This window comes from Deinococcus radiotolerans (assembly GCF_014647435.1).
Taxonomy (GTDB): domain Bacteria; phylum Deinococcota; class Deinococci; order Deinococcales; family Deinococcaceae; genus Deinococcus; species Deinococcus radiotolerans.
The window spans coordinates 534,494-559,936 of the sequence record NZ_BMPE01000001.1; the positions used below are offsets into that span (position 1 = coordinate 534,494).

At 70.7% G+C, this 25,443-nt stretch carries 25 protein-coding genes and 2 riboswitches; of the genes, 16 read left to right on the forward strand and 9 right to left on the reverse strand.

The window, feature by feature from the left end; genetic code table 11:
- The first annotated feature begins 14 nt into the window (after nucleotides 1–14).
- Nucleotides 15–1,085, forward strand: a complete 1,071-nt coding sequence (locus IEY63_RS22415) for a S1C family serine protease (protein WP_268239629.1) — start codon at nucleotides 15–17, stop codon at nucleotides 1,083–1,085.
- 38 nt (nucleotides 1,086–1,123) lie between these two features.
- On the forward strand, nucleotides 1,124–1,699 hold the full coding sequence (locus tag IEY63_RS02595) for a response regulator transcription factor (RefSeq protein ID WP_189067384.1): 576 nt from the start codon (nucleotides 1,124–1,126) through the stop codon (nucleotides 1,697–1,699).
- Between the two features lie 110 nt (nucleotides 1,700–1,809).
- On the opposite strand, the gene IEY63_RS02600 is transcribed toward IEY63_RS02595, so the two are convergent.
- Nucleotides 1,810–3,465 (reverse strand): FAD-binding dehydrogenase, encoded by a 1,656-nt coding sequence (locus tag IEY63_RS02600; RefSeq protein WP_189067385.1) that lies wholly within the window; start codon nucleotides 3,463–3,465, stop codon nucleotides 1,810–1,812.
- 62 nt (nucleotides 3,466–3,527) lie between these two features.
- Between IEY63_RS02600 and IEY63_RS02605 the strand changes: the two genes are divergently transcribed.
- Complete coding sequence (locus IEY63_RS02605) at nucleotides 3,528–4,205, forward strand: FadR/GntR family transcriptional regulator (RefSeq protein ID WP_189067386.1); 678 nt, start codon at nucleotides 3,528–3,530, stop codon at nucleotides 4,203–4,205.
- A 4-nt stretch (nucleotides 4,206–4,209) separates the two neighbouring features.
- Here IEY63_RS02605 and IEY63_RS02610 read toward each other — a convergent pair whose 3' ends face one another.
- From IEY63_RS02610 to IEY63_RS02630, 5 genes are all read right to left on the reverse strand, one after another.
- Complete coding sequence (locus IEY63_RS02610) at nucleotides 4,210–4,506, reverse strand: antibiotic biosynthesis monooxygenase family protein (RefSeq protein WP_189067387.1); 297 nt, start codon at nucleotides 4,504–4,506, stop codon at nucleotides 4,210–4,212.
- Nucleotides 4,507–4,586: 80 nt separating this feature from the next.
- Complete coding sequence (locus IEY63_RS02615; RefSeq protein WP_189067388.1) at nucleotides 4,587–6,140, reverse strand: 2-isopropylmalate synthase; 1,554 nt, start codon at nucleotides 6,138–6,140, stop codon at nucleotides 4,587–4,589.
- 210 nt (nucleotides 6,141–6,350) lie between these two features.
- Nucleotides 6,351–6,974: a uracil phosphoribosyltransferase gene (upp, locus tag IEY63_RS02620; RefSeq protein ID WP_189067389.1), complete on the reverse strand. Its 624-nt coding sequence runs from the start codon at nucleotides 6,972–6,974 to the stop codon at nucleotides 6,351–6,353.
- A gap of 51 nt (nucleotides 6,975–7,025) precedes the next feature.
- Entirely contained in the window at nucleotides 7,026–7,865 is an 840-nt protein-coding gene (locus IEY63_RS02625) for a phosphotransferase family protein (RefSeq protein WP_189067390.1), read from the reverse strand.
- 19 nt (nucleotides 7,866–7,884) lie between these two features.
- Nucleotides 7,885–8,901, reverse strand: a complete 1,017-nt coding sequence (locus IEY63_RS02630) for an HD-GYP domain-containing protein (protein WP_189067391.1) — start codon at nucleotides 8,899–8,901, stop codon at nucleotides 7,885–7,887.
- A gap of 77 nt (nucleotides 8,902–8,978) precedes the next feature.
- On the opposite strand from IEY63_RS02630, the gene IEY63_RS02635 reads away from it, so the two are divergent.
- From IEY63_RS02635 to IEY63_RS02670, 8 genes are read left to right on the forward strand one after another with little or no spacing between them, the layout of a single operon-like run.
- Nucleotides 8,979–9,716, forward strand: a complete 738-nt coding sequence (locus tag IEY63_RS02635; RefSeq protein ID WP_189067392.1) for a YkgJ family cysteine cluster protein — start codon at nucleotides 8,979–8,981, stop codon at nucleotides 9,714–9,716.
- On the forward strand, nucleotides 9,713–10,252 hold the full coding sequence (locus IEY63_RS02640; protein WP_189067393.1) for a histidine phosphatase family protein: 540 nt from the start codon (nucleotides 9,713–9,715) through the stop codon (nucleotides 10,250–10,252). The genes IEY63_RS02635 and IEY63_RS02640 overlap by 4 nt, the downstream gene beginning before the upstream one ends.
- Entirely contained in the window at nucleotides 10,249–11,028 is a 780-nt protein-coding gene (locus IEY63_RS02645; protein WP_189067394.1) for a serine aminopeptidase domain-containing protein, read from the forward strand. The genes IEY63_RS02640 and IEY63_RS02645 overlap by 4 nt, the downstream gene beginning before the upstream one ends.
- A 10-nt stretch (nucleotides 11,029–11,038) precedes the next feature.
- On the forward strand, nucleotides 11,039–12,679 hold the full coding sequence (locus IEY63_RS02650) for a DUF4127 family protein (RefSeq protein ID WP_189067395.1): 1,641 nt from the start codon (nucleotides 11,039–11,041) through the stop codon (nucleotides 12,677–12,679).
- 54 nt (nucleotides 12,680–12,733) lie between these two features.
- Nucleotides 12,734–13,099, forward strand: coding sequence for a hypothetical protein (locus tag IEY63_RS02655; protein ID WP_189067396.1), 366 nt, complete (start codon nucleotides 12,734–12,736; stop codon nucleotides 13,097–13,099).
- Between the two features lie 31 nt (nucleotides 13,100–13,130).
- The gene (locus IEY63_RS02660) at nucleotides 13,131–13,721 is read left to right on the forward strand and encodes an NADPH-dependent FMN reductase (protein ID WP_189067397.1); all 591 of its coding nucleotides are present in this window, start codon (nucleotides 13,131–13,133) and stop codon (nucleotides 13,719–13,721) included.
- Nucleotides 13,718–14,473, forward strand: a complete 756-nt coding sequence (locus IEY63_RS02665; protein ID WP_189067398.1) for an RluA family pseudouridine synthase — start codon at nucleotides 13,718–13,720, stop codon at nucleotides 14,471–14,473. Before IEY63_RS02660 ends, IEY63_RS02665 begins: the two co-directional genes overlap by 4 nt.
- A gap of 38 nt (nucleotides 14,474–14,511) precedes the next feature.
- The gene (locus IEY63_RS02670) at nucleotides 14,512–15,765 is read left to right on the forward strand and encodes an MFS transporter (protein ID WP_189067399.1); all 1,254 of its coding nucleotides are present in this window, start codon (nucleotides 14,512–14,514) and stop codon (nucleotides 15,763–15,765) included.
- 61 nt (nucleotides 15,766–15,826) lie between these two features.
- On the opposite strand, the gene IEY63_RS02675 is transcribed toward IEY63_RS02670, so the two are convergent.
- A complete protein-coding gene (locus IEY63_RS02675) occupies nucleotides 15,827–18,553 on the reverse strand; it encodes a YhgE/Pip domain-containing protein (RefSeq protein ID WP_189067400.1) in 2,727 nt (908 codons plus the stop codon).
- Nucleotides 18,554–18,663: 110 nt separating this feature from the next.
- On the opposite strand from IEY63_RS02675, the gene IEY63_RS02680 reads away from it, so the two are divergent.
- The 3 genes from IEY63_RS02680 to IEY63_RS02690 all read left to right on the forward strand — a co-directional run bounded on the left by IEY63_RS02680 (nucleotide 18,664) and on the right by IEY63_RS02690 (nucleotide 21,246).
- Nucleotides 18,664–19,260 carry a TetR/AcrR family transcriptional regulator gene (locus IEY63_RS02680; RefSeq protein WP_189067401.1) on the forward strand — a complete coding sequence of 199 codons (597 nt, stop codon included), beginning with the start codon at nucleotides 18,664–18,666 and terminating at the stop codon, nucleotides 19,258–19,260.
- Between the two features lie 212 nt (nucleotides 19,261–19,472).
- Complete coding sequence (locus tag IEY63_RS02685) at nucleotides 19,473–20,300, forward strand: SDR family oxidoreductase (protein ID WP_189067402.1); 828 nt, start codon at nucleotides 19,473–19,475, stop codon at nucleotides 20,298–20,300.
- Between the two features lie 61 nt (nucleotides 20,301–20,361).
- Nucleotides 20,362–21,246 carry an NAD(P)-dependent oxidoreductase gene (locus IEY63_RS02690; RefSeq protein ID WP_189067403.1) on the forward strand — a complete coding sequence of 295 codons (885 nt, stop codon included), beginning with the start codon at nucleotides 20,362–20,364 and terminating at the stop codon, nucleotides 21,244–21,246.
- A 138-nt stretch (nucleotides 21,247–21,384) separates the two neighbouring features.
- Here the strand turns inward: IEY63_RS02690 and IEY63_RS02695 are convergent, their stop codons facing one another.
- Complete coding sequence (locus IEY63_RS02695) at nucleotides 21,385–21,867, reverse strand: hypothetical protein (protein WP_189067404.1); 483 nt, start codon at nucleotides 21,865–21,867, stop codon at nucleotides 21,385–21,387.
- A complete protein-coding gene (locus IEY63_RS02700; protein WP_189067405.1) occupies nucleotides 21,867–23,126 on the reverse strand; it encodes a glycosyltransferase family 2 protein in 1,260 nt (419 codons plus the stop codon). Before IEY63_RS02700 ends, IEY63_RS02695 begins: the two co-directional genes overlap by 1 nt.
- Before the next feature lie 7 nt (nucleotides 23,127–23,133).
- Nucleotides 23,134–23,221, reverse strand: a riboswitch (cyclic di-GMP riboswitch).
- A 235-nt stretch (nucleotides 23,222–23,456) separates the two neighbouring features.
- Between IEY63_RS02700 and IEY63_RS02705 the strand changes: the two genes are divergently transcribed.
- On the forward strand, nucleotides 23,457–24,371 hold the full coding sequence (locus IEY63_RS02705) for a glycoside hydrolase family 26 protein (RefSeq protein WP_229784435.1): 915 nt from the start codon (nucleotides 23,457–23,459) through the stop codon (nucleotides 24,369–24,371).
- 197 nt (nucleotides 24,372–24,568) lie between these two features.
- Nucleotides 24,569–24,643: riboswitch (cyclic di-GMP riboswitch) on the forward strand.
- Between the two features lie 12 nt (nucleotides 24,644–24,655).
- Nucleotides 24,656–25,423: a glycoside hydrolase family 16 protein gene (locus IEY63_RS02710; RefSeq protein ID WP_189067407.1), complete on the forward strand. Its 768-nt coding sequence runs from the start codon at nucleotides 24,656–24,658 to the stop codon at nucleotides 25,421–25,423.
- Nucleotides 25,424–25,443 lie beyond the last annotated feature (20 nt).

Genomic DNA, 25,443 nt, shown 5'->3' on the forward strand with positions numbered 1-25,443 from the left:
CGCATCATGACGGCATGACGAATCTTTCTGATCTTTCAACGGCAATGGCGGACGCGGTCGAGCAGGCCGCGCGGAGTGTGGTGACGGTGCGCGCGGCACGCCCGGTGAGCGGCACGGTGGTGGGCGAGGATCTGGTGCTGACGCCCGCGCACCTGCTGCACCTGGACGAGATCCCGGTGGTCACGCCGGATGGGCAGACCCTGACGGGCGTGGTCGTGGGCCGCGATCCGGGCAGCGACCTGGCCCTGCTGCGCGTGGACGGCCTGAACGTTCCGGCGCTGACGGTGGGCGAGGCGGGCCGCGCGGGTGAACTCCTGCTCGCGGTGGGCCGCCCGCCGGTAGGCGTGCAGGCCAGCCTGGGCCTGAATCCGGGCCGGGCGCGGGACGGCTGGCTGCACGCCGGCGCCCAGCCCTTTCCCGGCGTGAGCGGTGGCGCGCTCGTGAACGCAAGCGGCGAACTCGTGGGTGTCCTGAATGCGGGTGTGCGGCGCGGGCAGCTGCTGGCCGTCCCGGCTGCCCGCGCGGCGCGGGTGGCGGACCTGCTGTCCCGCGAGGGCCGCGTGCCGCGCGGGTACCTGGGGCTGGCAACGCAGCCCGTGCACTTCCCGGCCACCGCGACGCCCGACAGCCTGGAGGACGAGGCAGAGTTCCCTGACGGACCATTCGGTGGCCGCTTCGGGCCGGGTCGCTTCCGGGGTGAGGGTGGCCCCTGGGGTGGTCGGCGCGGCCCTGGTCACGGGCCGGATCATGGTGGGCACGGTCGGCCGCGCGCGCCCTGGGCGCGGGACGGTCGCCCCGGGCCAGGCAGCATGGATGAGGCCCGCCTGGAGAAACTCCGCCGCTTCCGTGAGCGCTTCGCGGGCGGACGGGTGGGCCTGACGGTCGTGCAGGTCGAGGCGGGCAGTCCCGGTCAGGAGGCGGGGTTCCGGGTGGGGGACGTGCTGCTGGCCCTGGACGGTGAGGGCTTCACGCACCCGGCGGAGCTGCTGGCCCGCGTCCGCACCCGCGCGGGTGAGCGCGTGACCCTGCGCGTCCTGCGCGGCGGTGAGGAGCAGGACCTGGCGGTCAGCGTGGGTGAACGCTGACCATGCCGGACCGCGCGCCGACCCAGGTACGATCAGGCATGACGGCCGACTCTGCCCCGCCCACCGTGCTCGTCACGCTGGGTTCGGCGGTGCTGGCGGCGGGCGTGCGGACCGTGCTGGGCGGCGCGGGCCTCGCGGGCGCGCCGGAGGGCGCCGACCCGGACGTGCTGCTCGTGGATGACAGCTGGCTGGATGACCCGGCACCCCTGGACGGCGCGGCGGTCGTGTCCCTGGGGTCCCGCGCGTGGGCGGAGGTCCTGCCCGACCTCTGCCCGCACGGCTGGGCGTGCCTGCCTGCCGACGCCACGCCCGCCGAGCTGATCGCGGCGGTGCATGGCGCGGCGGCCGGTCTGGTCACCCTGCCGCCCGCGTGGCTGGTCGCTCCTGAGGGGGACGACGGTCTGGACGCCGGGGACGTGAGCCTCACGCCGCGTGAACGGGACGTGCTGGCGCTGCTGGCAGAGGGCCTGAGCAACAAGCGCGCCGCGCGGGATCTGGGCGTCAGTGAGAGCACCGTGAAATTCCACGTGCAGGCGCTGTACTCCAAGTTGGGCGTGCAGAGCCGTGCCGGGGCGGTCGCGCGCGGCATCGCGCTGGGCCTGATCACGGTGTAACTCACTCAACGGCGGCGCCGATCTGACCCTGATGCGCACAGCGCACCATTGCGCTGCCCGGTGTTGACGTCCCCTTCAACCCGGGCGTCCGGCCCGGCCCTCAGTCCCGGTCATCGTCCGGCCAGAGCGCGGCCCGCCGCGCGGCCACTGAACAGGCAGCCGCCCAGGAAGGTGCCTTCCAGCGCGCGGTAGCCGTGGTAGCCGCCCCCGCCGAAACCGGCGACCTCGCCCGCGGCGTACAGGCCAGGAATGACCTCGCCGCCCGGCCGGAGCACCTGCCCCTGGAGGTTCGTTTCCAGGCCGCCCAGGGACTTGCGGGTCAGGACGTTCAGTTTCACGGCGATCAGCGGGCCGCTGCCCGGGTCCAGGATCGGGGCGGGTTTCGCCACGCGGATCAGTTTCTCGCTGAGGATGGCGCGCGCGCCGCGCACGACGGCCAGCTGCGGGTCCTTCCCGGCGGGATTCAGGACCTGAAGGTCGCGGTCCAGGACCTCGCGCTCCACGGTGGCGTAGTCCACCAGCGGCTGCCCGGTCAGGTCGTTCATGCCGCGCACGAGGTCCGGCAGGGTCTCCCGGACGACGAAGTCCGCGCCGTGATCCAGGAAGGCCTGGAGGGCCGGGGCGACGTTCTTCCCCAGGCGTCCCGCGACGGCCTTCAGGTCGCGGTTGGTGAGATCCGGGTTCTGCTCACTGCCGCTCAGGGCGAATTCCCGTTTGATGATGGCGCGGTTGAGCAGGAACCAGGTGTGGGGGTAGCCGCGCGTGGTGATGTGCCGCAGCGTGTCGTAGGTGCTGGCGCCCGGAATGTGCGGGAACGGCAGGCGGCGGCCGGTCGGGTCGAGCCAGAGGCTGCTGGGGCCGGGCAGGATGCGGATGGCGTGCGCGGGCCAGATGGGATTCCAGTTGCGCAGGCCCTCGGTGTAGTGCCACATGCGGTCGGGGTTGATGAGGTTCGCGCCCTGCGCCGCGACCTGCTGTTGCAGTAGGCCGTCCACGTGCTGCGGCACGCCGGACAGCAGCGCGGCGGGTGCGGGCCCGAGCCGCTCGGTGGGCCAGAAGCGCCGCACGAGCTCGTGGTTCCCGCCGATCCCGCCGGACGTGATGAGGACCGCCCCGGCGTTCAGGGTGAAGTCCCCGACCACCACGCGGGAGCTGGGCTGGCCCCGCGCGGCGTCCGAGGGTTCCAGCACGTCCCCGCTCACGCCGTGCACGGTGCCGGCCGTGACGTTCAGGGTGCGCACGCGGTGCCGGAAGTGGAAGGTGATCCGCCCGGCCTGCTGGTGCTCACGGACGCGCCGCTCGAAGGGTTCCAGCACGCCGGGGCCGGTGCCCCAGGTGACGTGGAAGCGGGGGACGCTGTTGCCGGGCTGCCCGGCCCCGGCTCCGCCGCGTTCGGCCCAGCCGACGGCCGGGAACCAGCGCATGCCCTGGCGGTGCAGCCACTCGCGTTTCTCACCCGCAGCGAAGTGCAGGTAAGCCTGCGCCCACTGCCGGGGCCAGTGATCCTCGGGGCGGTCGAAGGCGGCGGTGACCTCCCAGTCGCGCCGGGCGAGTTCCAGCGAGTCCCGGATGCCCAGGCGGCGCTGCTCGGGGCTGTCCACGAAGAACAGTCCGCCGAAGGACCAGTACGCCTGCCCGCCGAGGTTCCGCTCCCCTTCCTGATCCAGCAGCAGTACGGACCGGCCCGCGTCGGCCAGTTCAGCTGCGGCGACCAGTCCGGCCAGTCCGGCGCCCACGACAATCACGTCCGCCTGAGGTGTCGACATGACCTATTGAACAGGGTTTGGCAGACCTGTTCAAGAGGTCGGGCTGGTCCTATGCTGGGCAGGTGCCCGCCCCCGCCACGGACAACCGAGCCGCCACTGTCGTGCAGCACGTGCAGCGCCTCATTCAGGTGGGCGCGCTGCCGCCGGGCGCGCCCCTTCCCTCCGAGGGGCAGCTGAGTGCCACGCTGGGCATCAGCCGCGGCATGGTCCGCGAGGGCTACCGCATGCTGGCTGCCACGGGCGCCGTGACCCTCCGCAACGGCCGCGCGCCCCGCGTTGCCGCCCTGAATGCCGATCCGATCGCCGCGATGTTCCGGCACGTCCTCGACACGCGGCAGGTGAGCGCTCCGGACGTGCTGGAATTCCGCCGCGCCACCGAACTGCAGGCTGCGCCACTGGCCGCACTGCGCCGCAGCGACGCGCAGGCCGCTGCCCTCCTGGCGGCCGCGGCAGCCATGCAGGACACGCCGGACCTCCTGCCGCAGGACCTGGCCTTCCATGAGCTGCTGGCCGACAGTTCCGGCAATCCGCTGTTCAGCGTGATCGCCCAGACCTTCCGCGTGCTCACCGAGCGGTCCATCCGGCAGGGCCAGCATCATTACACCGATCCCTTCCACCGGACCGCCTACGCCGAGGCGCACCTTGAGATCGCGCGGTCCATCCAGCAGCGTGACCCCACGCACGCCCAGCAGGCCATGCAGCGGCACTACGAGCAGGCGGAACTGGCCACCCTGCTCTAGGGCGTCAGGGCAGCTCGACCCGCGTGAAGTGCTCCACGGTCGGGAACGGGTCGTAGAAATGATGCAGGAGCCCGCGCCAGTCCTGGTACTCCGCGCTGCCCCGGAAGCCCACGGTGTGAGCCTCCAGCGTCTCCCACCAGACCAGCAGGGCGTAGCGGTGGTCGTCCTCCAGACAGCGCTGGAGCTCGTGCCGGACGTACCCGCGCATCCCCGAGATGAGGTGCTGAGCCTGCGTGAAGGCCACCTCGAACGCGCCGGTCTGGCCGGGGCGGATCTGAAGCAGGGCGATTTCCAGAATCATGTGTCCTCCAGTGGGCCTGGGGAGGCCGGTACGCCCGACCTCCCCGTTCATCAGCCGCGCGTCGGCAGCCGCCGGGCTGTTCAGATGCGGCCGGGGGCGAATTCACCCTGGCGGCGCTCGGTCCCCAGGCCCGCAACGACCATGTTGTGAATGCGGACCCAGGCGCGGGCGCTGGCCTCGACGACGTCGGTGGCGACGCCGCTGCCGTGCAGGGTGGTCTCGCCGTGGCGGGCGCCGATGTTCACCTCGCCCAGCGCGTCGCCGCCCTTGGTGACGGCCTGGATGCGGTAGCTTTCCAGTTCGGGGTTCAGGCCGGTGATGCGGTTGATGGCCTGGAACGCGGCCTCGACGGGCCCGTCGCCGTGCGCGGTGGCCTCGACGGCGCCGTCTGGCGTCTGGAGCCGCACGAACGCCACGGGGGTCATGTTCATGCCGCTGGTGATCTGGAACCCTTCCAGCGTGAAGGTCTGCGGGACGTCGCTGCGGGCCTCGACGAGGGCGCGCAGGTCGTCGGCGTAGATCTGGCCCTTGCGGTCGGCGAGGTCCTTGAAGCGGCCGAACAGGTGCTGGACCTTGTCGTCGGTCAGGTCGGTGTAGCCCAGGTCGTTCAGGGCCTTGCGGAACGCGGCGCGGCCACTGTGTTTGCCCATGACGAGCACGGCGGCTTCGCGGCCGACGAGTTCGGCGTTCATGATCTCGTACGTCTCGCGGGCCTTGATGACGCCGTCCTGGTGGATGCCGCTCTCGTGCGCGAAGGCGTTGTCCCCGACGATGGCCTTGTTGGGCTGGACGGGCATGCCGCTCAGACGGCTGACCATGCGGCTGGCGCGGTACAGCTCGCGGGTGCGGATGCCGGTCTCGAAGCCGTAGTGGTCGCGGCGGGTGTGGAAGGCCATGACGAGTTCTTCCAGGCTGGCGTTCCCGGCGCGCTCGCCGATGCCGTTGATGGTGCACTCGATCTGCCGCGCGCCGCCCTGCGCGGCGGCGATGGAGTTCGCGACCGCCATGCCCAGGTCGTCGTGGCAGTGGGCGCTGAGGATGACGTGGGCGGGCAGCGCGGCGCGGATCTCGGCGAACAGCGCGCGGATCTCCTCGGGCGTGGTGTAGCCGACGGTGTCGGGGATGTTAATGGTGGTCGCCCCGGCCTCCACAGCTGCCTGGAAGATGCGGATCAGGAAGGCGGTGTCGCTGCGGGTGGCGTCCTCGGCGCTGAATTCCACGTCGTCCACGAAGGAGCGGGCGTAGGTGACGGCCTGGATGGCGCGCTCGACGACCGCGTCGGGTTCCAGCTGAAGTTTCTTCGCCATGTGGATGGGGCTGGTGGCAATGAAGGTGTGGATGCGGGGTTTCTCGGCGGCCTCGACGGCTTTCGCGGCGGCCTCGATGTCGGGGCGGGCGGCGCGGGCCAGACCGGTGATGATCGGGCCGCGGACCTCGCGGGCGATGCGGCTCACACCTTCCAGGTCACCGGGGCTGGCGATGGGGAACCCGGCCTCGATGACGTCCACGCCCATGCGGGCGAGCTGGTGGGCGATCTCCAGTTTCTGCGTGTGGTTCAGGGCCACGCCGGGGCTCTGCTCGCCGTCGCGCAGGGTGGTGTCGAAGATGCGGATGCGGTTGGTGTCGGTGGTCATGGGAGCTCCTGAATCACGGGGTGGGGATGTGAGGGCCATAAAAAACCCCGGAGGGTGATTCCTCCGGGGGTTCAGGCATGCATCTTCTGCGCCGTTCACTCCACCGGAGGACGGGTAAGAAGAAGGCTGAACGCGGTCATGGGCTCAGCGTACGGGGCCGTGCAGGCGGGGCGGGCAGGTTGTCTAAAAACGAGCGTTCTGCCCTGCGCTTTACTTGGTGCCGTAGATGCGGTCGCCGGCGTCACCCAGGCCGGGGACGATGTACCCGTGGTCGTTCAGGTGCGAGTCCAGCGCGGCCACGACGATCTCCACGTCCGGGTGGTCGCGTTCGATCACGGCGACCCCCTCGGGCGCGGCGAGGATGCACATGAGCTTGATGGTGGTGGCGCCGGCCTCCTTCAGGCTGGCAATGGCGGCGCTGGCACTGCCGCCGGTGGCGAGCATGGGATCGGTGAGGAACACGCGGCGCTCGGCGATGTCGGTGGGGAGCTTGTTGTAGTACGCGACGGGTTCCAGGGTCTGCGGGTCGCGGTACAGCCCGATGTGCCCGACTTTCGCGGCGGGCACGAGCTGCACGATGGAGTCGGTCATGATCAGCCCGGCGCGCAGGATGGCCACCAGCGCCAGCTTCTTCCCGCTGAGCATGGGGAACTCGGCGGTGGTGATGGGCGTGGTGAGCTCCTCCTGGGTGACTTCAAGGTCACGCATGGCCTCGTAGGCCAGGAGCAGGCTGACCTCGCTGGCCAGTTCGCGGAATTCCTTGACGCCGGTGCGCACGTCACGCATGACCGAGAGTTTGTGCTGAACGAGGGGATGGGTAACGACAGTAACCATGCGTCCACCATACCCTGCCCCCCGAGGGGCGTCCGGCCCTGCGGGCGCGGCTCAGCCGGGCAGGCGGGCCAGGGCGTGGCGGGCGCGCGGCACTTTCTGGTCGCGCTGACCCTCGAACTCGTACGGTTCGTTCATCAGGAACCAGTACAGGTCGTGCAGGGTGGTCATGGCGAGGTACGCGCGGTAGCGGGTCAGGGTCGCGGGCGCCCGGTCAGGCAGGAAGCTCAGGGCCGCCTGAAGGCTCTCGTCGGGTGCGAGGAGGTCAAGGGTGCCGGTCTTGAGCAGCGCGAGGTCGCGCAGCGGGTCGTCCCAGTCGGCTTTCGTCCAGTCGATGATCAGCACCTCGCCGTGGGGTTCGCTGATCAGGATGTTGTCGTGCCACAGGTCTAGGTGGCAGAACGCGGCAGGCTGGTCCAGCAGGCCGCGGTCCAGGGGAATCTCGACCGCGTCGAACAGGTCGTCCAGGGGGTAGGCGGCCAGGGCGCTGCGGAAGCGGCGCAGGCGGTCCTGCACGCGCCGCAGGTTCACGCGCCGGTCGGTGGTGAGGTGCAGGGCGCGCAGGCGGTCGCGCAGTTGCGGCAGGGCGCGGGGCACGTCCGGCGCGCGCAGGGGGTGCCCGTCGAAGCGGCGCATGATCAGCGCCTCGATGCCGTCCACCTCCAGCGCGTCAATTACGCGGTCGCCCATGCCCGCGCGGCGCATGTTCTCGGCCTCCACGCAGTGCTCACCCTGGTGGTTGCGGTACACCTTGATGACGGTCTGGCGGTCCTCGGTGGCGTACACGCGGCTCTGCATTCCGGCGTCCACGGGCGTCAGCGGGCCGAAGCGGGCTTCGAGCACCGGGAAGCGCGGGGTGGGCGGCTCGCCGGGGTGAGGTGGGCGCAGGGTCATGCGACCTTCGCAGCGCCGCTCACTGCTGAAGTTTCTCCAGCATGCCGACCAGGCGCGCGTCGAGGCCCTTGCCCGCCTGGGGTCTCAGGCGGTCCATGCCGCCCAGCCTCACGAAGGCGTTCGAGACGGCCAGGATGCGGGCGTACAGGGGAATGTCGTCGCCGCTCAGCCGCTCGGGTTCGCCCTGCCCGTCCACGCGTTCGTGGTGGTGCCGGATGGCCTTCTGCGCCTCACTCAGGTGGGGCACGCCGTGCAGGAAGTTCGCGCCGACCTGCGCGTGACCCTGCTCGCCGTGGATCTTGCCGATGTCGTGCAGCATGGACGCGAACCACAGCTCCTCCAGTTCTCGCTCGGTGAGGCCCACGGCGCGGCCCAGTTTCAGGCTGACGTCCGTGACGGCCTGTGCATGGCCCAGCGAGTCGAAATCCTGACTTTCCACCGCTTCGACCAGCGCGCCGGTCAGCTGCCGGGACGCCTGCTTCCACTCCTCGCGGCCCTCCAGGATGCTCAGGACGGGGGCGACCGCGGCGGCCCACTTGGTGACGGCCTCCTGCGTGGCGGGCGTGATCCCCTCGGGCGAGGCGCGGTCGAGGATCAGGGCGCCCAGGTGGCGGCCCCGCACGCTCAGGGGGACGACCAGGCTGATCTGCGCGCCCCGCAGGCCCGCCTCTTCGAGCTGCGCGGTGATGTCCGGGCCGTTCGTTTCGAACAGTTCGCGGCTGCCGTCGGGCACCACGCGGGAGCGCATCTGCGCCCACGGGCCGGTCAGGGCGAGGCCCAGGAGGCTCTTGGGGTACGCGCCGAACACGGCGGCCACACGGTCCTGCCCGCGCCGGATCACGGCGTAGCCCTGCACGGCGCCTCCCATCAGGTGCGCGGCGTACGACAGCGCGCCTTCCAGCACGCCTTCCTGCGTGGGGCGGGCCACGAGGTCCGCCAGCACGCGTGTCGGGTCGAGCGGCTCCTGGTGAATCCCGGTCTTGCGCGGGTCTGGAGTGCCGGTCGGGGTCTGTGGAGTGCGGGGACGCCTGAACACGTTGCGGTCAGTATACGCACGGCGGGCGGTGAGCGCGGTTGCGGCGCGTCAGGAGCGGATGCTTTACCCTGCGCGGCATGAGGGACGAGGGGCAGGGTGGGACGCCAGCCGTGATGCGGGCCGTGCAGCGCGCCTATGAGCGTTACGGTCAGCGGGCGGGCGAGTGGATGGACCGGTACGCGCGCAAGGGCGGGCGGGTGTACTGCGCGGCAGGGTGCGTGGCGTGCTGCAACATGCCGATCCGCGTGAGTCTGGCCGAGGCGCTGGTCATGGCCGCCGAGCTGGATGACGCGCTGGCAGCGGCTGTGGAGGCGCACGCCCGCGCCGCGATTGCGAACGCCCGCACGGCCCGCAGTGACGACGAGTACGTGCAGCGCCACCGGCTGGAGGTGGGGTTCTGCCCGATCCTGGACCGGGAGACCGGCGGGTGCAGCCGGTACGAGGCGCGGCCCACCCGCTGCCGCGACACGTTCAGTGCGTTCCCGGCGCATTTCTGCGAGGCGGGGGTGTGGGAGCGCATGAGTGGCCGCGAGCGGGCCGAGTACCGCCGCGAGGTGGCCCGGACGCCCGGCACGGACGGTGAGCTGCATTTCATCGCGCCGCTGGAGCACCTGAGCGAGCCGGTCTGGGAGACGGCGTCGCGGGCGATGGTGGACGCCTGGGGCGTGGAGGTCTGGGGGGACTACTGGGTGCTGACGACCCTGGCGCGCGACGAGCGGTTCATGGCGGCCATCACGGCCGGGGATACGCGCGTGGCGTGGCAGCGGGCGTCCGGGCGGGGCCTGGCGCACCGCATGCTGCTGGAATTCGCGTGACCATCACGCGCCTGCCGCCGGGCACGCTGCTGCTGGTGCGGCACGCCCGCGCGGCCGGGCAGGAACCCGGGGCGGACCTGACCGTGGAGGGGCATGCGGGCGCGGCCGCGCTGGTGCCTGCGCTGCGCGGGCTGGGTGTGACGCGGATCGTCAGCAGCCCGTGGCGCCGGGCCGTGGATACGGCGGCCCCACTGGCGGCAGCGCTGGGCCTGCCGGTCACGCCCGATGACCGCCTGACTGAACGGGTGCTGAGTGGTGAGCCCCGCGCTGACTGGCCGGATCGCCTGCGGGACAGTTTCGCGGATGACACGCTGACCCTGCCGGGCGGCGAGTCCGGCCTGGCCGCCCGCGCGCGGGGCCGGGCGGCTCTGGACGCTCACCGCGATCCTGCGGGCGTGACGGTGATCGTCACTCACGGCAACCTCCTGGCGCTGCTGCTGGGCCTGGATTTCGGGGCCTGGGCGGCGCTGCGCAACCCGGACGTGTGGGTCTGGTCCCCGGACGGCACGCCGACCCGCCTGGACGTCCCGTCGTGACCCGCGCGGTCCACCCGGACGACCCGCACGCCACGCCGCTGGTGGGGGGCGAGCCGTACAGCGTGGAGCGGCGCGTGCTGGCGGGCGTGCCCTGCCTGATCGAGCGCCCCGCGCCGGAGCGGGCGGTGCAGGCCATCTGCGTCGTGTACCACGGCGCGTGGGCGACGAAAGAGGGAAAGCTGGGCGTGTACGCTGCGCTCGCCCCGCAGGGAGTGGCGGTGGTCCTGCCGGACGGCGCGCTGCACGGCGAGCGGCTGGCCGACACTCCGCCGGGCCTGAACGCGCGAGAGTACGTGTGGGAGAGCGTGCGCCGCACGGTCGCGGAGGCCCCGGCGCTCCTTGACGCCGCGCAGGAGCTGTTCGGGCCGGTGCCGGTGTGGGTGGTGGGCTCCAGCATGGGCGGGTACGTGAGTCAGACCCTGGCGCGCACGGAGGCGAGGGTGGCGCGCGCAGCGGCCCTGATCACCTCCGGCGTGTGGCGAGAGCCGGAGGTGCGCCGCCCTGACCTGGACGCCTTCCTGGACGCGCACCGGCCACTGGAACACGCGGCCGACGCCTCACCGGTCCCCCTGTTCCTCGGCAGTGGCGGGGCTGATCCGGTCTTCCCGGTTGCGGAGCATCACGCGCCCACGGCCGCTGCCTACCGCGCGGCCCGCGCAGGGGCGGGCCAGCCGATGGCCTTCCGCGAGGCCATCTACCCTGGCGTCGGCCACTACACCAGCGTGAGGATGCGGGATGACACGCTGGCGTTCCTCCGGTCGGGTCTGCCCTGCTAGCCTCGGGCGGATGACTGAGCCTGACCGTGAACCGCAGCCCAACCTGACCGGAGCGTGCAGCGCCGGGCCGGAATCCGGCGGAGCTGGATGGGGGTCCGGTGCTGGTCCGGACGTCCGGGAGTCGCAGCCGCTCCCGGGTCCCCGCGTGCTGCTCGTTCCTCCTGATACCCGCCCGCCCACCCTGGACCTGCCGGTGGGGCTGGGCCGCATGACCGGCGCGCGGGTCCGCGTGCCGCCACCCGAGGCGCTGCCGGACTTCTTCACGCCGGGCGACACCGGGACGCTCGCGGCGTGGCTGCGGTCCGGGGCGGGGGACGCGGACGTGCTGGTGGTCTGCCTGGAAACGCTGTGCCTGGGCGGGATGATTCCGGCGCGGCGGGTGTCCGACCCGCTGGCGGGCGCGCTGGAACGGCTGGCACTGCTGCGCGAGCTGAAGGCGACGAACCCGGCGCTGCGCATCTCTGCGTTCGGGGTGATCGTGCGGGTCGCGCATGACAACGACCCGCACGAGGAGAAGGCGTACTACGGCGAGTGGGGCCGCGAGCTGCGGGCGTACTCGACGGCGTTCGACCGCCACGCGCGCCACGGCGAGGCGGAACGCGCAGGGCTGGACGCAGCCCGCGCGGCGGTCCCGTCGGACATCCTGGCGGACTGGGTGGGCACCCGCGAGCGCAACCGGACCCTGCATCTGGCGGCGCTGGACCTGCTCGCAGAGGGCGTGCTGAGTCACCTGTGCCTCACCCTGGACGACACCACGCCGTACGGACTGGCAGCCTTCGACCGCCGCCTGCTGGAAGCCCGCGCGGACGAACTGGGCGTGTGGGACCGCCTGGACGTGTACCCGGGCGCAGACGAGGTGCCGTGCGCGCTGCTGGCCCGCGCGCTGCGCCCGGAGGAGGTGCCGGTGTGGGTGCGGTTCAGCGGGCTGGGCGGCGCGGGCGCCGAGCTGCTGTACGAGGACCGCCCGGCGGGGGAACTCGTGCGGGCGCACCTGCGCGCGGCCGGATGCCGGCTGGCGGACAGCCCGCAGGAGGCGGCGTTCGTGCTGGCGGTGAACACGCCCGGCACGCGGCAGGCGCACCGGCAGCCGGACTTCGCGGCGGTGGACACGCCGCACCGGCACCTCCCGGCGTTCGTGGACGCCCTGCGCGCGGACCTGCGGGCCGGGCGGGTCGTGAGCGTGGCGGACATCGCGTACCCGAACGGCGCCGAGCGGCGGCTGTGGACGCTGATGCAGACGCTCCCATTGGCGGACCTGGCGGGCTTCAGCGCCTGGAACACGGCGGGGAACACGTTGGGCTCAGCGGTGGCGTTCGGGAAGCTCGCGCCCCTCGTGACCGACCGGGCGGCGCAGGCGGGCGCGCTGCTGTCCCGGATTGCGGACGACGTGCTGTACCAGGCGGAGGTGCGCACGCTGATCCGCGAGCGGCTGGGCAGTCCCAGCCCCTTTGACCTGGGTGCGCAGCGCGCAGAGGCCGAGTCGGCCCTGCAAGAGCTGATGCCGCCGCGCGTGCAGACCGTGTGGGACGCGCACTTCGTGGGGCGTGGCCTGCGACTGGAGCTGGGAACACCGCACCTGGCGTGGCCGCGCCTGTTCACCGGGGTAGTGCCGCTGACGGTCACGGACGCCGAACCGTCCAGCGGATCGTGACACCTGCACCAAACGGCTGATGCCTCCAGGACACTTCCGGGGCACACTGAAGGTATGAACGCGCCCGCGCCCACCGCCCGCACCCGGCCTGCCGCCCCCTCCCCTGCCTGGTCGGTGGCGGGCGGCCTGCTGGGCCTGGGGACACTGGTGGCGTGGGCGTGGCTGCTGTTCGGCGTGGCGGGCGGCGTGGAGGTCGTCAACCGCAGTGGCGAGGTGCTGTCGGGCCTGCGGGTGTGCGGCCCGGCCGGGTGCGTGGAGCGGGCGCGGCTGTGGCCGCACCAGTCGTGGCGGGTCCCGGTGGATGGACAGCAGGCAACAGTGCAGGTCAGTGGCGCCGAGGTGGCCCTGGACGACCTGCATGACCTGCCCACCCGGGTGGTCGTGAGCGAGGGCGGCGCGGTTCACACCACCGCCCAGTAGGTCACCTGGGGCGGCGCGCTACCCTGTCCGGGTGAAGTTCGCCGTCCTTTCCACCAGCCTTGATCCGGACAGCCGCAGCGCGTGGCTGTGCGACCTGACTGCCGCGCAGCTGCGCGGGCAGGGGCACGAGGTGACGCACGTCGACCTGCGCGCCACGCCCCTGCCGCCCTTCGACAACGACCAGGGCCCGCAGGGCTGCTACGCGCACCCGCACGCGGAGGTGTACCACCGCGCCATCCGTGAGGCGGACGGCGTGTTCCTGGGTGTGCCCGTGTACAACTGGGGGCTGGGCTCGGGCGTGAAGGCGCTGGTGGAACTGACCGGCAGCAGCGACGCGGCGCGCGGCCTGCACGGCGCGTGGTTCGACCGGCCCGTGACGTTCCTGGTGTCCGGCGGACTGGATCATGGGTACCTGAGTCATGGGGCGTTCGCGTTCGGGCTGATGGTAGATTTCCGCTGCATGGTGAACCCGCACTTTGTGTACGCGACGTCCGCGCACTGGGCCGCGCCGGGCGTGCCGGGCGACTGGCTGCGCGAGCGATTGAACCGGACGGTGGACCGCGGGGTGGACCTCTCGGCGCGCCTCCGGGGCCGGGATTACGCCAGCGTGTGGGAACTGTGACCGCCCGCGCGCCCCTGCTGCCGCCCACCGAGAAGCCCCGCATCATCCTGGAGCACCCGGATTTCTTCGTGGTGCACAAGCCCGCGCTGTGGCTGACGCATCCGGTGCGGGCGCGGGTGGACGTGCCGGACCTGCTGACGTTCATGCAGCGCGAGACGGGCGAGGCGGACCTGGCGCCTCCGCACCGGCTGGACCGCGAGACGAGCGGCGCGCAGGTTCTGTCGCGGGACCGGGAGGCGGCGCAGCGGTTCTTTACGCTGTTCAAGACGCATCTGGTCGGTAAGACGTACCTCGCGCTCGTTCACGGCTCGCCGGACTGGGAGCGGCGCACGCTGGACGCCCCGCTGGGGGATCTGGGGCTGGGCGGCGCGAACCGCATCGCGATCCGGCAGGGGGTTGTGCCGGACGGGCGGCCCGCCGTGACGGACTTCCGGGTGGTGGCGCGCCGCGCCGGACACGCCCTGATCGAGGCGTATCCCCGCTCGGGGCGGCTGCATCAGATCCGGGCGCACCTCTCGCACCTGGGCCTGCCGATGGTGGGGGACAAGATCTACGGGCGGGACCCGGGCGTGTTCCTGCGCTTCATGGAAGAGGGGCAGACGCCGGAACTGACGGCGCGGCTGGGGCTGGCGCGGCAGGCGCTGCACGCGGCGCGCGTGGCGTTCCCGTGGGCGGGGGCGCAGGTGGTCGCCGAGGTGCCCCTGGCCCCGGATCTTCAGGCGTACTGGGACGCGCTGCCGGAGGGCGTTTAGGCGGCGGGGCGCGGCGGGCGCACGTATACTCGCCGCACATGACCCCTGCCTCGTCTTCGCGCCCCCGGGTGAGTCCCTGGGTGCTGTCCGCCTTCTGGTTCGGTTCGGCGTTCCACTGGCTGCTGCTGCTGCTGATCCTGATGCCCGAGAACGTCGTGACGTTCGTGGGCGAGGACCGCAAGGGCACGTTCCTGGGCCTGCTGGCGGGCATCGGCGCGGTGATGGCCCTGGTGCTGCCGCCGCTGGTGGGCGCGCACAGCGACCGGACCGGCAAGCGGCTCCCGTACCTAAGGATGGGCCTGATCGTGAACCTTATGGGGCTGGCGGTGATGGCGCTGGCGGCGTCTGCGCTGGGCGGCATGGCGGGCTTCTGGGTGTACCTGCTGGGCTTCCTGCTGGTGCAGTTCGGGAACAACTTCGCCACGGCGCCCTATTCGGCGCTCATTCCGGAACTGGTCGCGCCGGGCGAGCGGGGTCGCTACAGCGGCGTCATGGCGATGCTGCAGGCGCTGGGGCAGCTGCTGGGCGCGGTCTCGGCCGTGGTGGTCGGCCTGCTGAAGCTGCCGGTGCTGGTGTCGTTCGTGCTGATCGCCCTGCTGCTGATCGGCCCGGCGCTGGTGACGCTGCGCGGCGTGCCGGAGCCGGACACAGTGGTCACTCGCCCGGCGGGCGGGCCCACGATGTCGTGGCGGCAGCTGTTCGCGCACCAGCCGTTCCTGTGGGTGTTCGTGACCCGCGTGCTGTTCTCGCTGGGGCAGTACAGCGTGCAGCCCTTCTTGCAGTACTACAACAAGGACGTGCTGCGCCAGTCGGACGCGGGCACGAGCACCAGCGTCATGCTGCTGTGCATCATCGTGGGCAGCATCGCGTCGGCCAGTCTGGGCGGGCGGATCAGTGACCGGGTGGGTCGCAAACCCGTCATCTACGTGGCGGGCACGCTGATGGCCGCGGCGGCGCTGCTGCTGCTGGTCGCGCCGTCGTTCGGGGCGGCGCTGGCGCTGGCCGGGGCGTTCGGGCTGGGCTTCGGGGCGTTCACCAGTGTGGACTGGGCGCTGGGCAGTGACGCGATGCCCAGCCAGAGCAGCTACGCGCGGGACATGGGCATCTGGCACGTGGCGTTCGTCGCGCCGCAGATGAGCAGTGCCCCGCAGGGTGCGCTGCTGGACTGGGGGAACGCGCAGGGCGGGAACCTGGGGTACACGCTGGTGTTCGGTATTGCTGCCGTGTGCTTCATCCTGGGCGTGATCCTGATCCGGAATGTGCCGGACACCCGCCGCGCCGCCGCGACCTGAACCCGGACGAACATCGGCCCCCATCCTCAAACCAGAGGTGGGGGCCGGTTCGTGTGGCGGGTCAGCCGACGTCAGTGATGATCGGCGAGCGGAAGTTGGTGTCCTCGGTGTACACCCAGCGGCGGCGGCTGAGCAGCGCCACAGTCAGGCTGACCAGCGCCACGGCGCCCATGCGGCCCATGAAGGTCCAGTACTGGCCCTCGAACGCGCCGAACATGGCGTGCCGCAGCGCGTTGATCACGTCGGTGACGGGAATGAATGTGTGCAGCGCCTGGAAGAACGGCGAGCTGAGCTCCACGGGGTAGCTGCCGCCGCTCGCGGCGAGCTGCACGATGAGCAGCACGAGCGCCAGGATGCGCCCGGCCGGCCCGATCAGGAGGTTCAGGGCCAGGATCACGAGCAGGAAGGTCACGCTGCCCGCCACGGTGGTCAGGACGACCTGGGCGGGGTTGCCGAACTGCACGCCCATCAGGCGCACGCCGAGCACGACGATCAGCGCCTGCCCCAGCACGAGCAGCAGCGGCTGCGTGAGCTTGCGGGCCACGCGGGCGGCCTGCCGGGACTGGCGGCCACTCTCGGGCAGCAGCAGATACGGGAAGATGAAGGTGGTCATGGTGGCGCCCACCCACAGGGCCAGCGCGATGAAGTACGGCGCGAAGGCGTTGCCGTTGTTGGGGACGTCCGCGAAGTTGGTGGTGCGCACCTGCACGCTCTCGGCGAGGCCGGTGGGATCGCCGCCCAGCTGCTCGATGTCAGCAGGGATCTTGTCGTGCAGTTCGTTCAGGCCGTCGGTGAGTTTCTGCGCGCCGCTCAGCAGGTCACCGGTGCCGTTTTTTAGGGTGCGGGTGCCGTCCTGGAGGCTGGCGGCGCCGTCCGCGAGCTGACGGGCGCTGCTGGCGAGGGTCTTGCCGCCGCTGTTGAGGCTGTTCAGGTCCTTCTGGGCGGGGAGGTTCGAGGTGATCTGGCCCAGCGCGCCCTTGATCTTCTCGTTGCCGTCGGCGAGGGTGTTCACGCCCGCCTGGAGGTCTTTCGCGCCGCCCGCGAGGCTCTGGGCGCCCTGCGCGGCCTTGCGGGTGTTGTCCGCGAGGGACTTTGCGCCACTCTGGAGACTCTGGGCGCCGGTCTGCACCTGCTTGCTGCCCTGCGCGAGCTGCTGCGCGCCGGTCACGGCCTTCTGCGCCCCGGCCTGAGCGCTGGCGGCGCCCTGCACGAGTTTCTGGGCGCCACTCTGCACCTGCGCGGCGCCATCCTGAAGACTCTTGCTGCCGCTGGTCAGGCCCGCCTGCAACTTGTCGGCACCCGCCTGAAGCTGGTTCGCGCCGGTCTGGAGGTCCCCCAAGCCGCTCACGAGTCCGGGAAGCTGCGTGGCAAGGGCCTGGGCGCCGCTGCCCGCGGTCTGCGCGGCCGCCTGCGCCTGACCCAGTCCGCCTGCGAGCTGCGTGGCGCCGGTCTGGAGGTTGGCCGCGCCGGGGGCGGCGGGCGTGCCTTTCACGGCGGTGCTCAGCTGCCCGGCGCCGCTGGCGAGGGTCTGCGCGCCGGTCTGGAGCTGCCCGAGGCTCGCCCCCAGTTTCGGCAGGCCAGCGGCGAGCTGACCGGCGCCGTCGGCGGCCTTCTGCGCCCCCGCGCGGGCCTGCCCCAGGCCGCCACTCAGTTTCTGCGCGCCCGCCTGGAGCTGCGCGGCGCCGTCCACGGCGGGTTTCAGGCCGCTGGCGACGCCACTGCGCAGTTGCGCGGCGCCGCCGCTGAGCTGCTGGGCGCCCTTGTTCAGTTCTCCCAGGCCGCCCGCGAGCTGCGGGAGTTGCGTGGCCAGCTGGGCGTTCCCGCCCGCGACCTGGGCAGCTCCGGCGTTCAGTTTCCCGGCGCCTGCGGCGAGCTGGTCGCCCCCGGCGGCGAGTTTGTTCAGGCCGCCGCTCAGACTGGTCGCGCCGGCGGTGAGTTTCGCGGCGCCGTCGCGCAGGGGTTGCAGTTGCTGCTTGCCTGGGGCGGCCTGTTCGAGCTGCCGCAGGCCACTGCTGAGCTGGGTGACGCCGCCGGTCAGGCGCGTGACGCCGCCGCTGAGGGTTCCGGCGCCGTCGGCCAGTTTGTCCGCGCCACCGGCGAGTTTGCCCGCGCCGGTCTGGAGGTCGCCCGCGCCGGTGTTCAGCTTGCGGGTGCCGTCGGTGAGGCTCTGGGCGCCGTCAGCGAGCTTGCCGGTGGCGTCGCGGATGTCCGCAAAGCCGTCCTGTACGTCTTTCAGGCTGGTCTGCACGACGTCCCAGCGGTTCTCGCCGAGTGTGGCGTTCAGGTTGGTGGCGATGGTGCCTGCCACGCGGTCGGCGACGGTGCTGGCGTAGTAGTTCAGGCCCGGCGCGCGGTACAGCTGGAGCAGGCCGTGCTGGCTGCTGCTGCCCGCCACGGCTTTCTGGCTGAAGTCGGCGGGGATGGTCAGGGCGAAGTACACGTCGCCGTCGCGGACGGCCTGCTGGGCGGCGGCCACGCTGGGGTAGGTGCGGAAGTTCACCGGGGGATCGTCCCGGAGTTCCTTGACAAGGTCGCGGCCCACATTCACGGTCTTGCCGCGTGACACGGTGCCCTGGTCGAGGTTCACGAGCGCGGCGGGCAGCTGGTCGAGGTTCCCGGCAGGGTCCCAGACGCTCATGAGGTACACGCCGACGTAGGTGATGGGAATGAACAGGAAGGCCAGCGCGGCGGCCCACATGATGGGGTAGCGCCACAGGCTGCGTTCGGCGGGGGTCAGGGCGCGGTAGCTGTCTTTGAGGCTGAGTTGGGGGGGGCGGGGTTGGGTCATGGGTACCTCGGGGGAGCGGGTTTCTGACGGTTCGTCAACTGTGCACAGTCTGGAACTTTACCGACACTATGTCAAGTGACATAATGTCATCAGTGAGGTATACTGCGGGCATGTCCGGTCCCGTCTCCCCCACCCAGCGACGCCGACTTCCCTCGGCCGACCGCCGCCAGCAGATCCTGGACGGCAGCGAGGACCTCTTCACCCACCAGGGCTTCGAGGCCATCAGCATGGGCGACATCGCCGCGCACCTCGGCATCTCCCGGCCCACCGTGTACGCCTACTTCACGTCCACCGCCGACATCCTCGCCGAACTGCTCGACCAGCGCCTCTCCGAATTCGAGGAGCGACTGGCGCCTTTGCTGCGCGACCTGCACGAGCAGCCCCGCCCCTTCGCCACCATCCTGGGCCAGCTCATCCAGGAACGGCCCCTGCTGACCCTGCTTCAGAGCGGCAGCGGCCCCGCCTTCACCGAACGCCGACTGGCGGTCTTCCGGGACCTGGAAACGCGCCTGCACCAGCACGTGAGCCCCCCCGCAGGCCGCGCCCGCGTGCCGTACCTGCTGACCTGCCTGACGCTGCTGCTCCAGGCCACCGCCACGCACGCCATCACCGCGAACCTGACCGCCGAGCAGACCGGCGCACTGGCCGAGACCCTGGACCGCTTCGTGCAGGCTGGCATACAGGGCGCCGCGCCGCGCGACACATGAAGGTCAAGCGTGAAGAACGACTTCACTCAGGTGTGACACTCCTGTGACCCGCGTGGCGTACTCTGGAGGAACCAGCGCACAAGTGAATACGCGGGCCGGGTGAAGTCCGCAGCGCGAGAGGCCGGACTCCCAGAGTTAGGCCTCTCTTTCCTGCGGCTCCACTGTTGCCCGGCACGCCCTTCCGGGACGCGCGCGGCCACTATCCTGAGCGCATGACGAACAGCATGCACGGCCGCCGCGTCCTGATCACCGGAGCGACCGGCGGAATCGGCCTGATCACCGCCCGTGACCTCGTCACGAGGGGCGCGCACGTAACCATCGTGGGCCGCAACCCCGACAAGACCGCGAAGGTCGCCCGCGAGATCGGCGCCCAGGCCACCCTGCTGGCCGACCTGAGTGAACTGGCGCAGGTCCAGCGCGCCGCGCAGGAATTCACGGCGCGCGGGGAGGGCCTGGACGTGCTGATCAACAACGCCGGGGCGTTCTTCACCACCCGTCAGGAAACCCGCGAGGGCACCGAGCAGACCTGGGCGCTGAACCACCTCTCGCCGTTCCTGCTGACCCGCGAACTGCTGCCCCTCCTGCGCGCCGGGCACGCGCCACGCGTCGTGACGGTCGCGTCCGCCGCGCACGCCATGGGCCGCATCCGCCTGGACGACCCGGAATTCCGCCGCGGGTACGGCGGGTGGGCCGCGTACGCGCAGAGCAAACTGGCGAACATCCTGTTCGCGCGGGAACTCGCGCGGCGTGAGAGCAGCATTCAGAGCAACAGCCTGCACCCCGGCATGGTCGCCACGGGCTTCGCCCACAACAACGGCGGCTGGGTCAGCCGCGCCTACCAGCTCGTGGACCGCTTCGCCATCACGCCCGAGCAGGGCGCGCAGACCACCCTTCACCTCGCTGCCGACCCGGTCAGTGTCAGTGGCCGGTACTTCAGCAACTCCCGTGAAACCACGCCCGCCCCGCAGGCGCAGGATGATGGGACCGCGTACCGCCTGTGGACGCTCAGCGAAGCTGCCGTCAACGCGCACCTGTCCTGACGCCGCGCCAGTTGAACGTGGGAAGCGCACCGGGCCGGAAAACCCACTACCCTGAACGGCGATGACCACCCTCGCCTTCCTCGGCCTGGGCGCCATGGGCGCCCCGATGGCCGCGCACCTCGCCACCCACGCCCGCGACCAGCAGGCCCGCGTCCTCGTGTGGAACCGCACCGCCGGGAAAGCTGAAGCGCACGCCCAGGCCCACGGCACACAGGCGGCCACGCTGGCGCAGGTGGCCGCCGCCGACGTGATCTTCACCTGCCTGCCCACCAGCGCCGAGGTGGACGAGGTGCTGGACCAGATGCGCCCCCATCTGCGCCCCGGCGCCACCTGGGTGGACTGCACCAGCGGCCACCCTGAGGCGGCCACGCGGCAGGCCGCCGAGCTGGCCGCCCAGCAGGTGACCTTCCTGGACGCGCCGGTGAGCGGCGGTACCGTCGGCGCGCAGCAGGGCCGGCTGACCGTCATGGTGGGCGGCAACGCCGCAGCACTGGACGCTGTCCGGCCTCACCTCGCATTCGCGGGCAAGGTCGTGCATGTGGGCGACACAGGCACGGGCTTCGCAGTGAAGGCCGTGAACAACGCGCTGCTGGGCGTGACCCTCTGGGCCACCGGTGAGGGCCTGGCCGTGCTGGGCCGCGCAGGCGTGAACCTGAGCGCGGCGCTGGAGGTCATCAATGCCAGCAGCGGACGCAGCAACTCCAGCGAGAACCTGATCCCGCAGCGCGTCCTGACCCGTGAATTCCCCGCCACATTCGCGCTGGGCCTGCTGGCCAAGGACGCTGGCATCGCCACGGACCTCACGCAGTCCGTGCAGGGCAGCGCGCCGGTGCTGGCGCAGGTGGCCGCCCTGCTGCGCGCCGCGCAGCGTGTCGTGGGCGCGCAGGAGGACCACACAGCCGCCCTGAAATTCATCGAGGCGATGAACGAAACGGTCATTCAGTAAGAAGGTGGCGCTACCAACCTGGGGCCACTTAGACCCGTCAACCGACCCTGCTGCCCCTGAGCTGAACACCCCCGCTGGTGCACGTCCGTGTGCGCCGCGGGGGGTGTCGCTTTCTTGCCACGAGTCCGCCCGGTTTCTTCAGGCGCGGCAGACTTTCACATTGAACGCGGCAGGTTGCAGGTCAGGTCCACGCCGCCCTGCGGGGTCCTGGCCTGGAGCCTGGGGACCGCTCCAGACGTTGACGAGCGCCTCGGCGCAGGTGGCCTCTGCCTGGGTGAGGGGCGACACGAGGGTGGCCTGGCCGCCAGGGGTCAGGGTCGCGAGCTGACGGGGGTTGCTGCGGGCCAGCTCCTTGCGGTCCGGCCCGGTAACCAGCAGCACGCCGTTTGCCACGGCGGGCCCCTTCAGCGTGCTGGTGAATCTGGAACGGGCCTGCACGCTGCTGCCAGTCCGGATGAGTTCCACCTGCACCGTGTAATGGCCCACGACCTCCCCGGCGGGCGTCTGGGCGTCCTGCGTGGCAACGCGCGAGACCAGGACGGTCGGTTCCGGCGCGGGGGCGGTGAGCATCAAGGAGCCCAGCAGGAGCGTGCCGAGCACGGCGTTGATCACGGCGGGCATCAGTCCCCGGCCTGCACGCTGACACTGTGGGTGGGCGAAGAGTTGGGCATCTGAATGCCCACGCGGGGCAGCTTGTTCCAGTGGATGCGGCGGCGCGAGAGAAACGCGGCGCAGGTCATAGCGATCACCAGCATGGCAAAGGGCCGCTGAAAGAGCCGCTGAGTGGGCGTGAGCAACAGGGGCCGCAGGGACTGACGGCCCAGGATCAGCGCCACGCCCGCCACAAGGAGGTCAGCAGAGACGTTCAGGATGAGGGGCAGCAGGACGTTGCTGGAATTCCCGAGGATCAGGGCCAGGGCCGCGAGATCGAAGGCGGGGCCAGCGCCACCCAGCACCAGGCCGTACACGAGCACGTAGGGCAGGGTCAGCCAGCCCAGGCGGCCGCCACGGGCGTTCATGATCAGGTGGCGGTACTTGGCCATGACCTGGAAGGTGCCGTACATCCAGCGCATCCGCTGACGCCACAGGCTCTTCATGGCGATGGGCGGCTCGGTGTAGCTCACGGCATTGGGTTCGAACCGCACTTGGTAGCCGGCCTGGGCAATGGCAATGGTGAGGTCCATATCCTCGGTGAGGGTGTCGCTGCTGTACTGCAGGCGGCGCAGAAGGTCGCTGCGGAACGCGCCGGCAGCGCCCGGCACGACGCTCAGGGCACCCAGCATGTCCTGGGAGCGCCGCTCCATGTGCTGACCGATGGTGTACTCGAGGCTCTGCATCTGCGTGAGTGACGTGACGGGCCCAGCGACGCGCACGTCGCCGGCCACGGCGCCCACCCGGGGATCATTAAAGTGCTGGGCCAGGGTAGCCAGGGTGCCCGGGGCCAGGGCGGAGTCGGCGTCCACGCTCACCGCGACCGGGTAGCGCAGGTGCTGGGAGGCGAGGTTCAGGGCGCTGGCCTTGCCACCGTTGGGTTTGCGCAGGACCAGCACGCGCGGGTCGGCCTGGGCGAACTCCTCGGCGATGCGGGCGGTGTCGTCCGTGGAGCCGTCATCCACCACGATGACCTGCAACTCGGGGATGTCCTGCGCAAGGACAGAACGGATGGTGTCGGCAATGCCGACTTCCTCGTTGTACGCGGCGATCATGGCGCTCACACCGGGCAGGCGCTGGCCGGCCACGCTGAGCAGCCGCTGACGTTGACGGGCACGGTGAACCAGGGACAGGGTGATCGTCAGGACGGCTTTGAGCAGCAGCAGGCTGCCGATGATCAGCATGACCTGACCGAGCAGGGTAGATGGCAGCGCTGGAATAACAGTCATGGTGAGTCCTCCCTCGGGGCGGTCTCACCACTGGCTCCTCTCGTCTCGTACAGGTGACCGATTCAAAGACGAGGATCGACGCCTCCCGGCAGTTGCGGGGACAGTCCGGCACGCGGCTCGGCTGTCCCTCTGCGATTCAAGGTAGGCCGATGTGATTGCGCGTCGATGAACGGGAAGCCTCTGAAAATTTCGGTCAATGGGGGGCGTTGGGGGTGTGCCGAAATTGCAATTCAGCCCGACCAGTACGGCCTTTTCATTAATACGGGGCCACTGTGCGTTCATCCGGATGAATCCCGCCGGAACTGGGCACGCCGCCAGAATGAGGCACACGTGAGACGCTACCTGTCCATCCTGCTGCCCCTGACACCGCTGATCCTCCTGAGCAGTCAGGCTGCACCCAGCTCCCGCCTGCCCAGCTGCGGCATTTTCGGCCTGACGGTCAACAGCCTTGAGGTCCTGACTGCGGTGGAACGCAAGGTGAACTGCACCTTCACGTCCGTCCGCTGGTTCCAGGACTGGAACGTGCCCTTCCAGCGGGAGTACGCCAGGGCACTCACGGGACAGAAGCGTGAACTGGAACTCTCCTGGCAGCCCCGCATCCGCAAACCGGATGGGACTGCCGTGGGCGTGCCCTACCGTGACATCGCCTCTGGCCGCCACGACGCCTACCTGAAGAAGTTCGCGCGGGACATCCGCAGTGGCGGCGCCACGGTCAAGATCACGTTCGCCCCGGAGATGAACGGCAACTGGGGCACGTACCAGCTGACCCGCACCAACACGCCCGCCGACTTCATCCGCGCGTGGCGGCACATGGTCAACGTCTTCCGCGCGGAGAAAGCCCCGGTCCGCTGGGTGTGGACACCGAATATCCTCTTCCCCGGCGCCCTGAGTTCCTACAAGGCGCTGTACCCCGGCGGAGCGTGGGTGAATGAAGTGGGCCTGGACGGCTACAACTGGGGCACCACGAACCCCTGGAACCGCTGGCTGAGTTTCCGGGACACCTTCGGGCCGTCCTACGCGGAGCTCAAGCGCGTGGCGGTGGGCAAACCCGTGCAGCTGGGCGAACTGTCCAGCGTGGAGCAGGGGGGCAGCAAGGCCGCGTGGATCCGGTACATGTGCGCGGACCTGCCGGGCTTCGGCAAGATCCGCCGGGCGTTCTGGTTTCACCTGAAAGACGGTCGGGTGGACTGGCGATTGACGACCAGCGAGGCCGCACTGGGGGCCTTCCGCCGCTGCGTGAAGTGAACCGCCGGAATCCCTTGACGGCGTCTGCACCGGCGCCCCAGGGCTGTTGAGGCGCGTGCCGAGGTGCAGGCCACGTCCCCCCTCTCACCCCCTTTTATTAAAGCCGCGCACCCCCAGATGGGGGTGACACGTGAGGCGTTCATGTAAGAACCTTGAAGGACTGTTTTCGCGAAACTCGCCGGACAGTCAGAGCATCCCAATGCTCAAGGCAAAACCGTTGCAAGACGGTGACGCAAAGCCACGGAACCCACAGGGTTGGCCGGGCCGCCAGAGGGAGATTCAGCATGCTCATTCGCCGTACCCTGTTCACTGCCCTGCTCAGCCTGAGCCTCGTCGCCTGCAGCGGCGTCACCAAACCCGAATCCACCGCCACGCTGCGCCCCGCGAGCGTCACCTGGTCAGAAAACTTCGATACCCTCGACGCGGGCAAGTGGATCAAATCCAGCTGGGCGGGCTTCTGGCAGCAGCCCGGCCTGACCGGCGCGTTCGACTCGTCGCTGGCCAGCGTCAAGAACGGCCACCTGCTGCTCACGCTGAACGTGCAGAACTGCGCGACCGGCCTGTGTGCCCGCGCCGCCGAGGTGCAGAGCGCCCAGACCTTCGGCTTCGGCCGGTACACCTACCGCTTCCGCGCGGCCAGCACCAGCGCCAGCCCCACCAAGAGCGGCAAGGTCCTCAGCGGCAACATCAGCGGCGCCTTCAGCTACGTCGACAACAGCGCCACCGAAATTGACTTGGAAATCGAGGGAAACCGTCCCAAGACGCTGAACGCCGCCGTGTGGAACACCGTCAACAGCAAGGACTACAGCGTCATGCCCACCGGCGTGAGCTTCGGGCAGAACTTCCAGACGATGACCTACGAGTGGCGCCCCGACCGCATCACGTACTACCTGAACGGCTCGAAAGTCTGGGAGACCACCAAGAACGTCCCGCAGCAGCCCGCGCACATCATGCTGAACGTGTGGCCCACCAACAGCGCCGGGTGGGGCGGACAGGCCACGACGGGCACCGTGTACATGCTCGTGGATTCCGTCCAGTTCGAAGCCTTCTGACACACAAGAGCAGCCCCGCC

Excerpts from the sequence above, each read along its gene's own strand:
- upp (WP_189067389.1), bottom strand. The coding sequence starts at position 6,974 with ATGGTTACTGTCGTTACCCATCCCCTCGTTCAGCACAAACTCTCGGTC.
- IEY63_RS02650 (WP_189067395.1), top strand. The coding sequence starts at position 11,039 with ATGACTGAGCCTGACCGTGAACCGCAGCCCAACCTGACCGGAGCGTGC.
- IEY63_RS02690 (WP_189067403.1), top strand. The coding sequence starts at position 20,362 with ATGACCACCCTCGCCTTCCTCGGCCTGGGCGCCATGGGCGCCCCGATG.
- IEY63_RS02695 (WP_189067404.1), bottom strand. The coding sequence starts at position 21,867 with ATGCCCGCCGTGATCAACGCCGTGCTCGGCACGCTCCTGCTGGGCTCC.
- IEY63_RS02685 (WP_189067402.1), top strand. The coding sequence starts at position 19,473 with ATGACGAACAGCATGCACGGCCGCCGCGTCCTGATCACCGGAGCGACC.
- IEY63_RS22415 (WP_268239629.1), top strand. The coding sequence starts at position 15 with ATGACGAATCTTTCTGATCTTTCAACGGCAATGGCGGACGCGGTCGAG.
- IEY63_RS02600 (WP_189067385.1), bottom strand. The coding sequence starts at position 3,465 with ATGTCGACACCTCAGGCGGACGTGATTGTCGTGGGCGCCGGACTGGCC.
- IEY63_RS02675 (WP_189067400.1), bottom strand. The coding sequence starts at position 18,553 with ATGACCCAACCCCGCCCCCCCCAACTCAGCCTCAAAGACAGCTACCGC.
- IEY63_RS02615 (WP_189067388.1), bottom strand. The coding sequence starts at position 6,140 with ATGACCACCGACACCAACCGCATCCGCATCTTCGACACCACCCTGCGC.
- IEY63_RS02710 (WP_189067407.1), top strand. The coding sequence starts at position 24,656 with ATGCTCATTCGCCGTACCCTGTTCACTGCCCTGCTCAGCCTGAGCCTC.
- IEY63_RS02635 (WP_189067392.1), top strand. The coding sequence starts at position 8,979 with ATGAGGGACGAGGGGCAGGGTGGGACGCCAGCCGTGATGCGGGCCGTG.
- IEY63_RS02655 (WP_189067396.1), top strand. The coding sequence starts at position 12,734 with ATGAACGCGCCCGCGCCCACCGCCCGCACCCGGCCTGCCGCCCCCTCC.
- IEY63_RS02595 (WP_189067384.1), top strand. The coding sequence starts at position 1,124 with ATGACGGCCGACTCTGCCCCGCCCACCGTGCTCGTCACGCTGGGTTCG.
- IEY63_RS02610 (WP_189067387.1), bottom strand. The coding sequence starts at position 4,506 with ATGATTCTGGAAATCGCCCTGCTTCAGATCCGCCCCGGCCAGACCGGC.
- IEY63_RS02625 (WP_189067390.1), bottom strand. The coding sequence starts at position 7,865 with ATGACCCTGCGCCCACCTCACCCCGGCGAGCCGCCCACCCCGCGCTTC.
- IEY63_RS02670 (WP_189067399.1), top strand. The coding sequence starts at position 14,512 with ATGACCCCTGCCTCGTCTTCGCGCCCCCGGGTGAGTCCCTGGGTGCTG.
- IEY63_RS02680 (WP_189067401.1), top strand. The coding sequence starts at position 18,664 with ATGTCCGGTCCCGTCTCCCCCACCCAGCGACGCCGACTTCCCTCGGCC.
- IEY63_RS02700 (WP_189067405.1), bottom strand. The coding sequence starts at position 23,126 with ATGACTGTTATTCCAGCGCTGCCATCTACCCTGCTCGGTCAGGTCATG.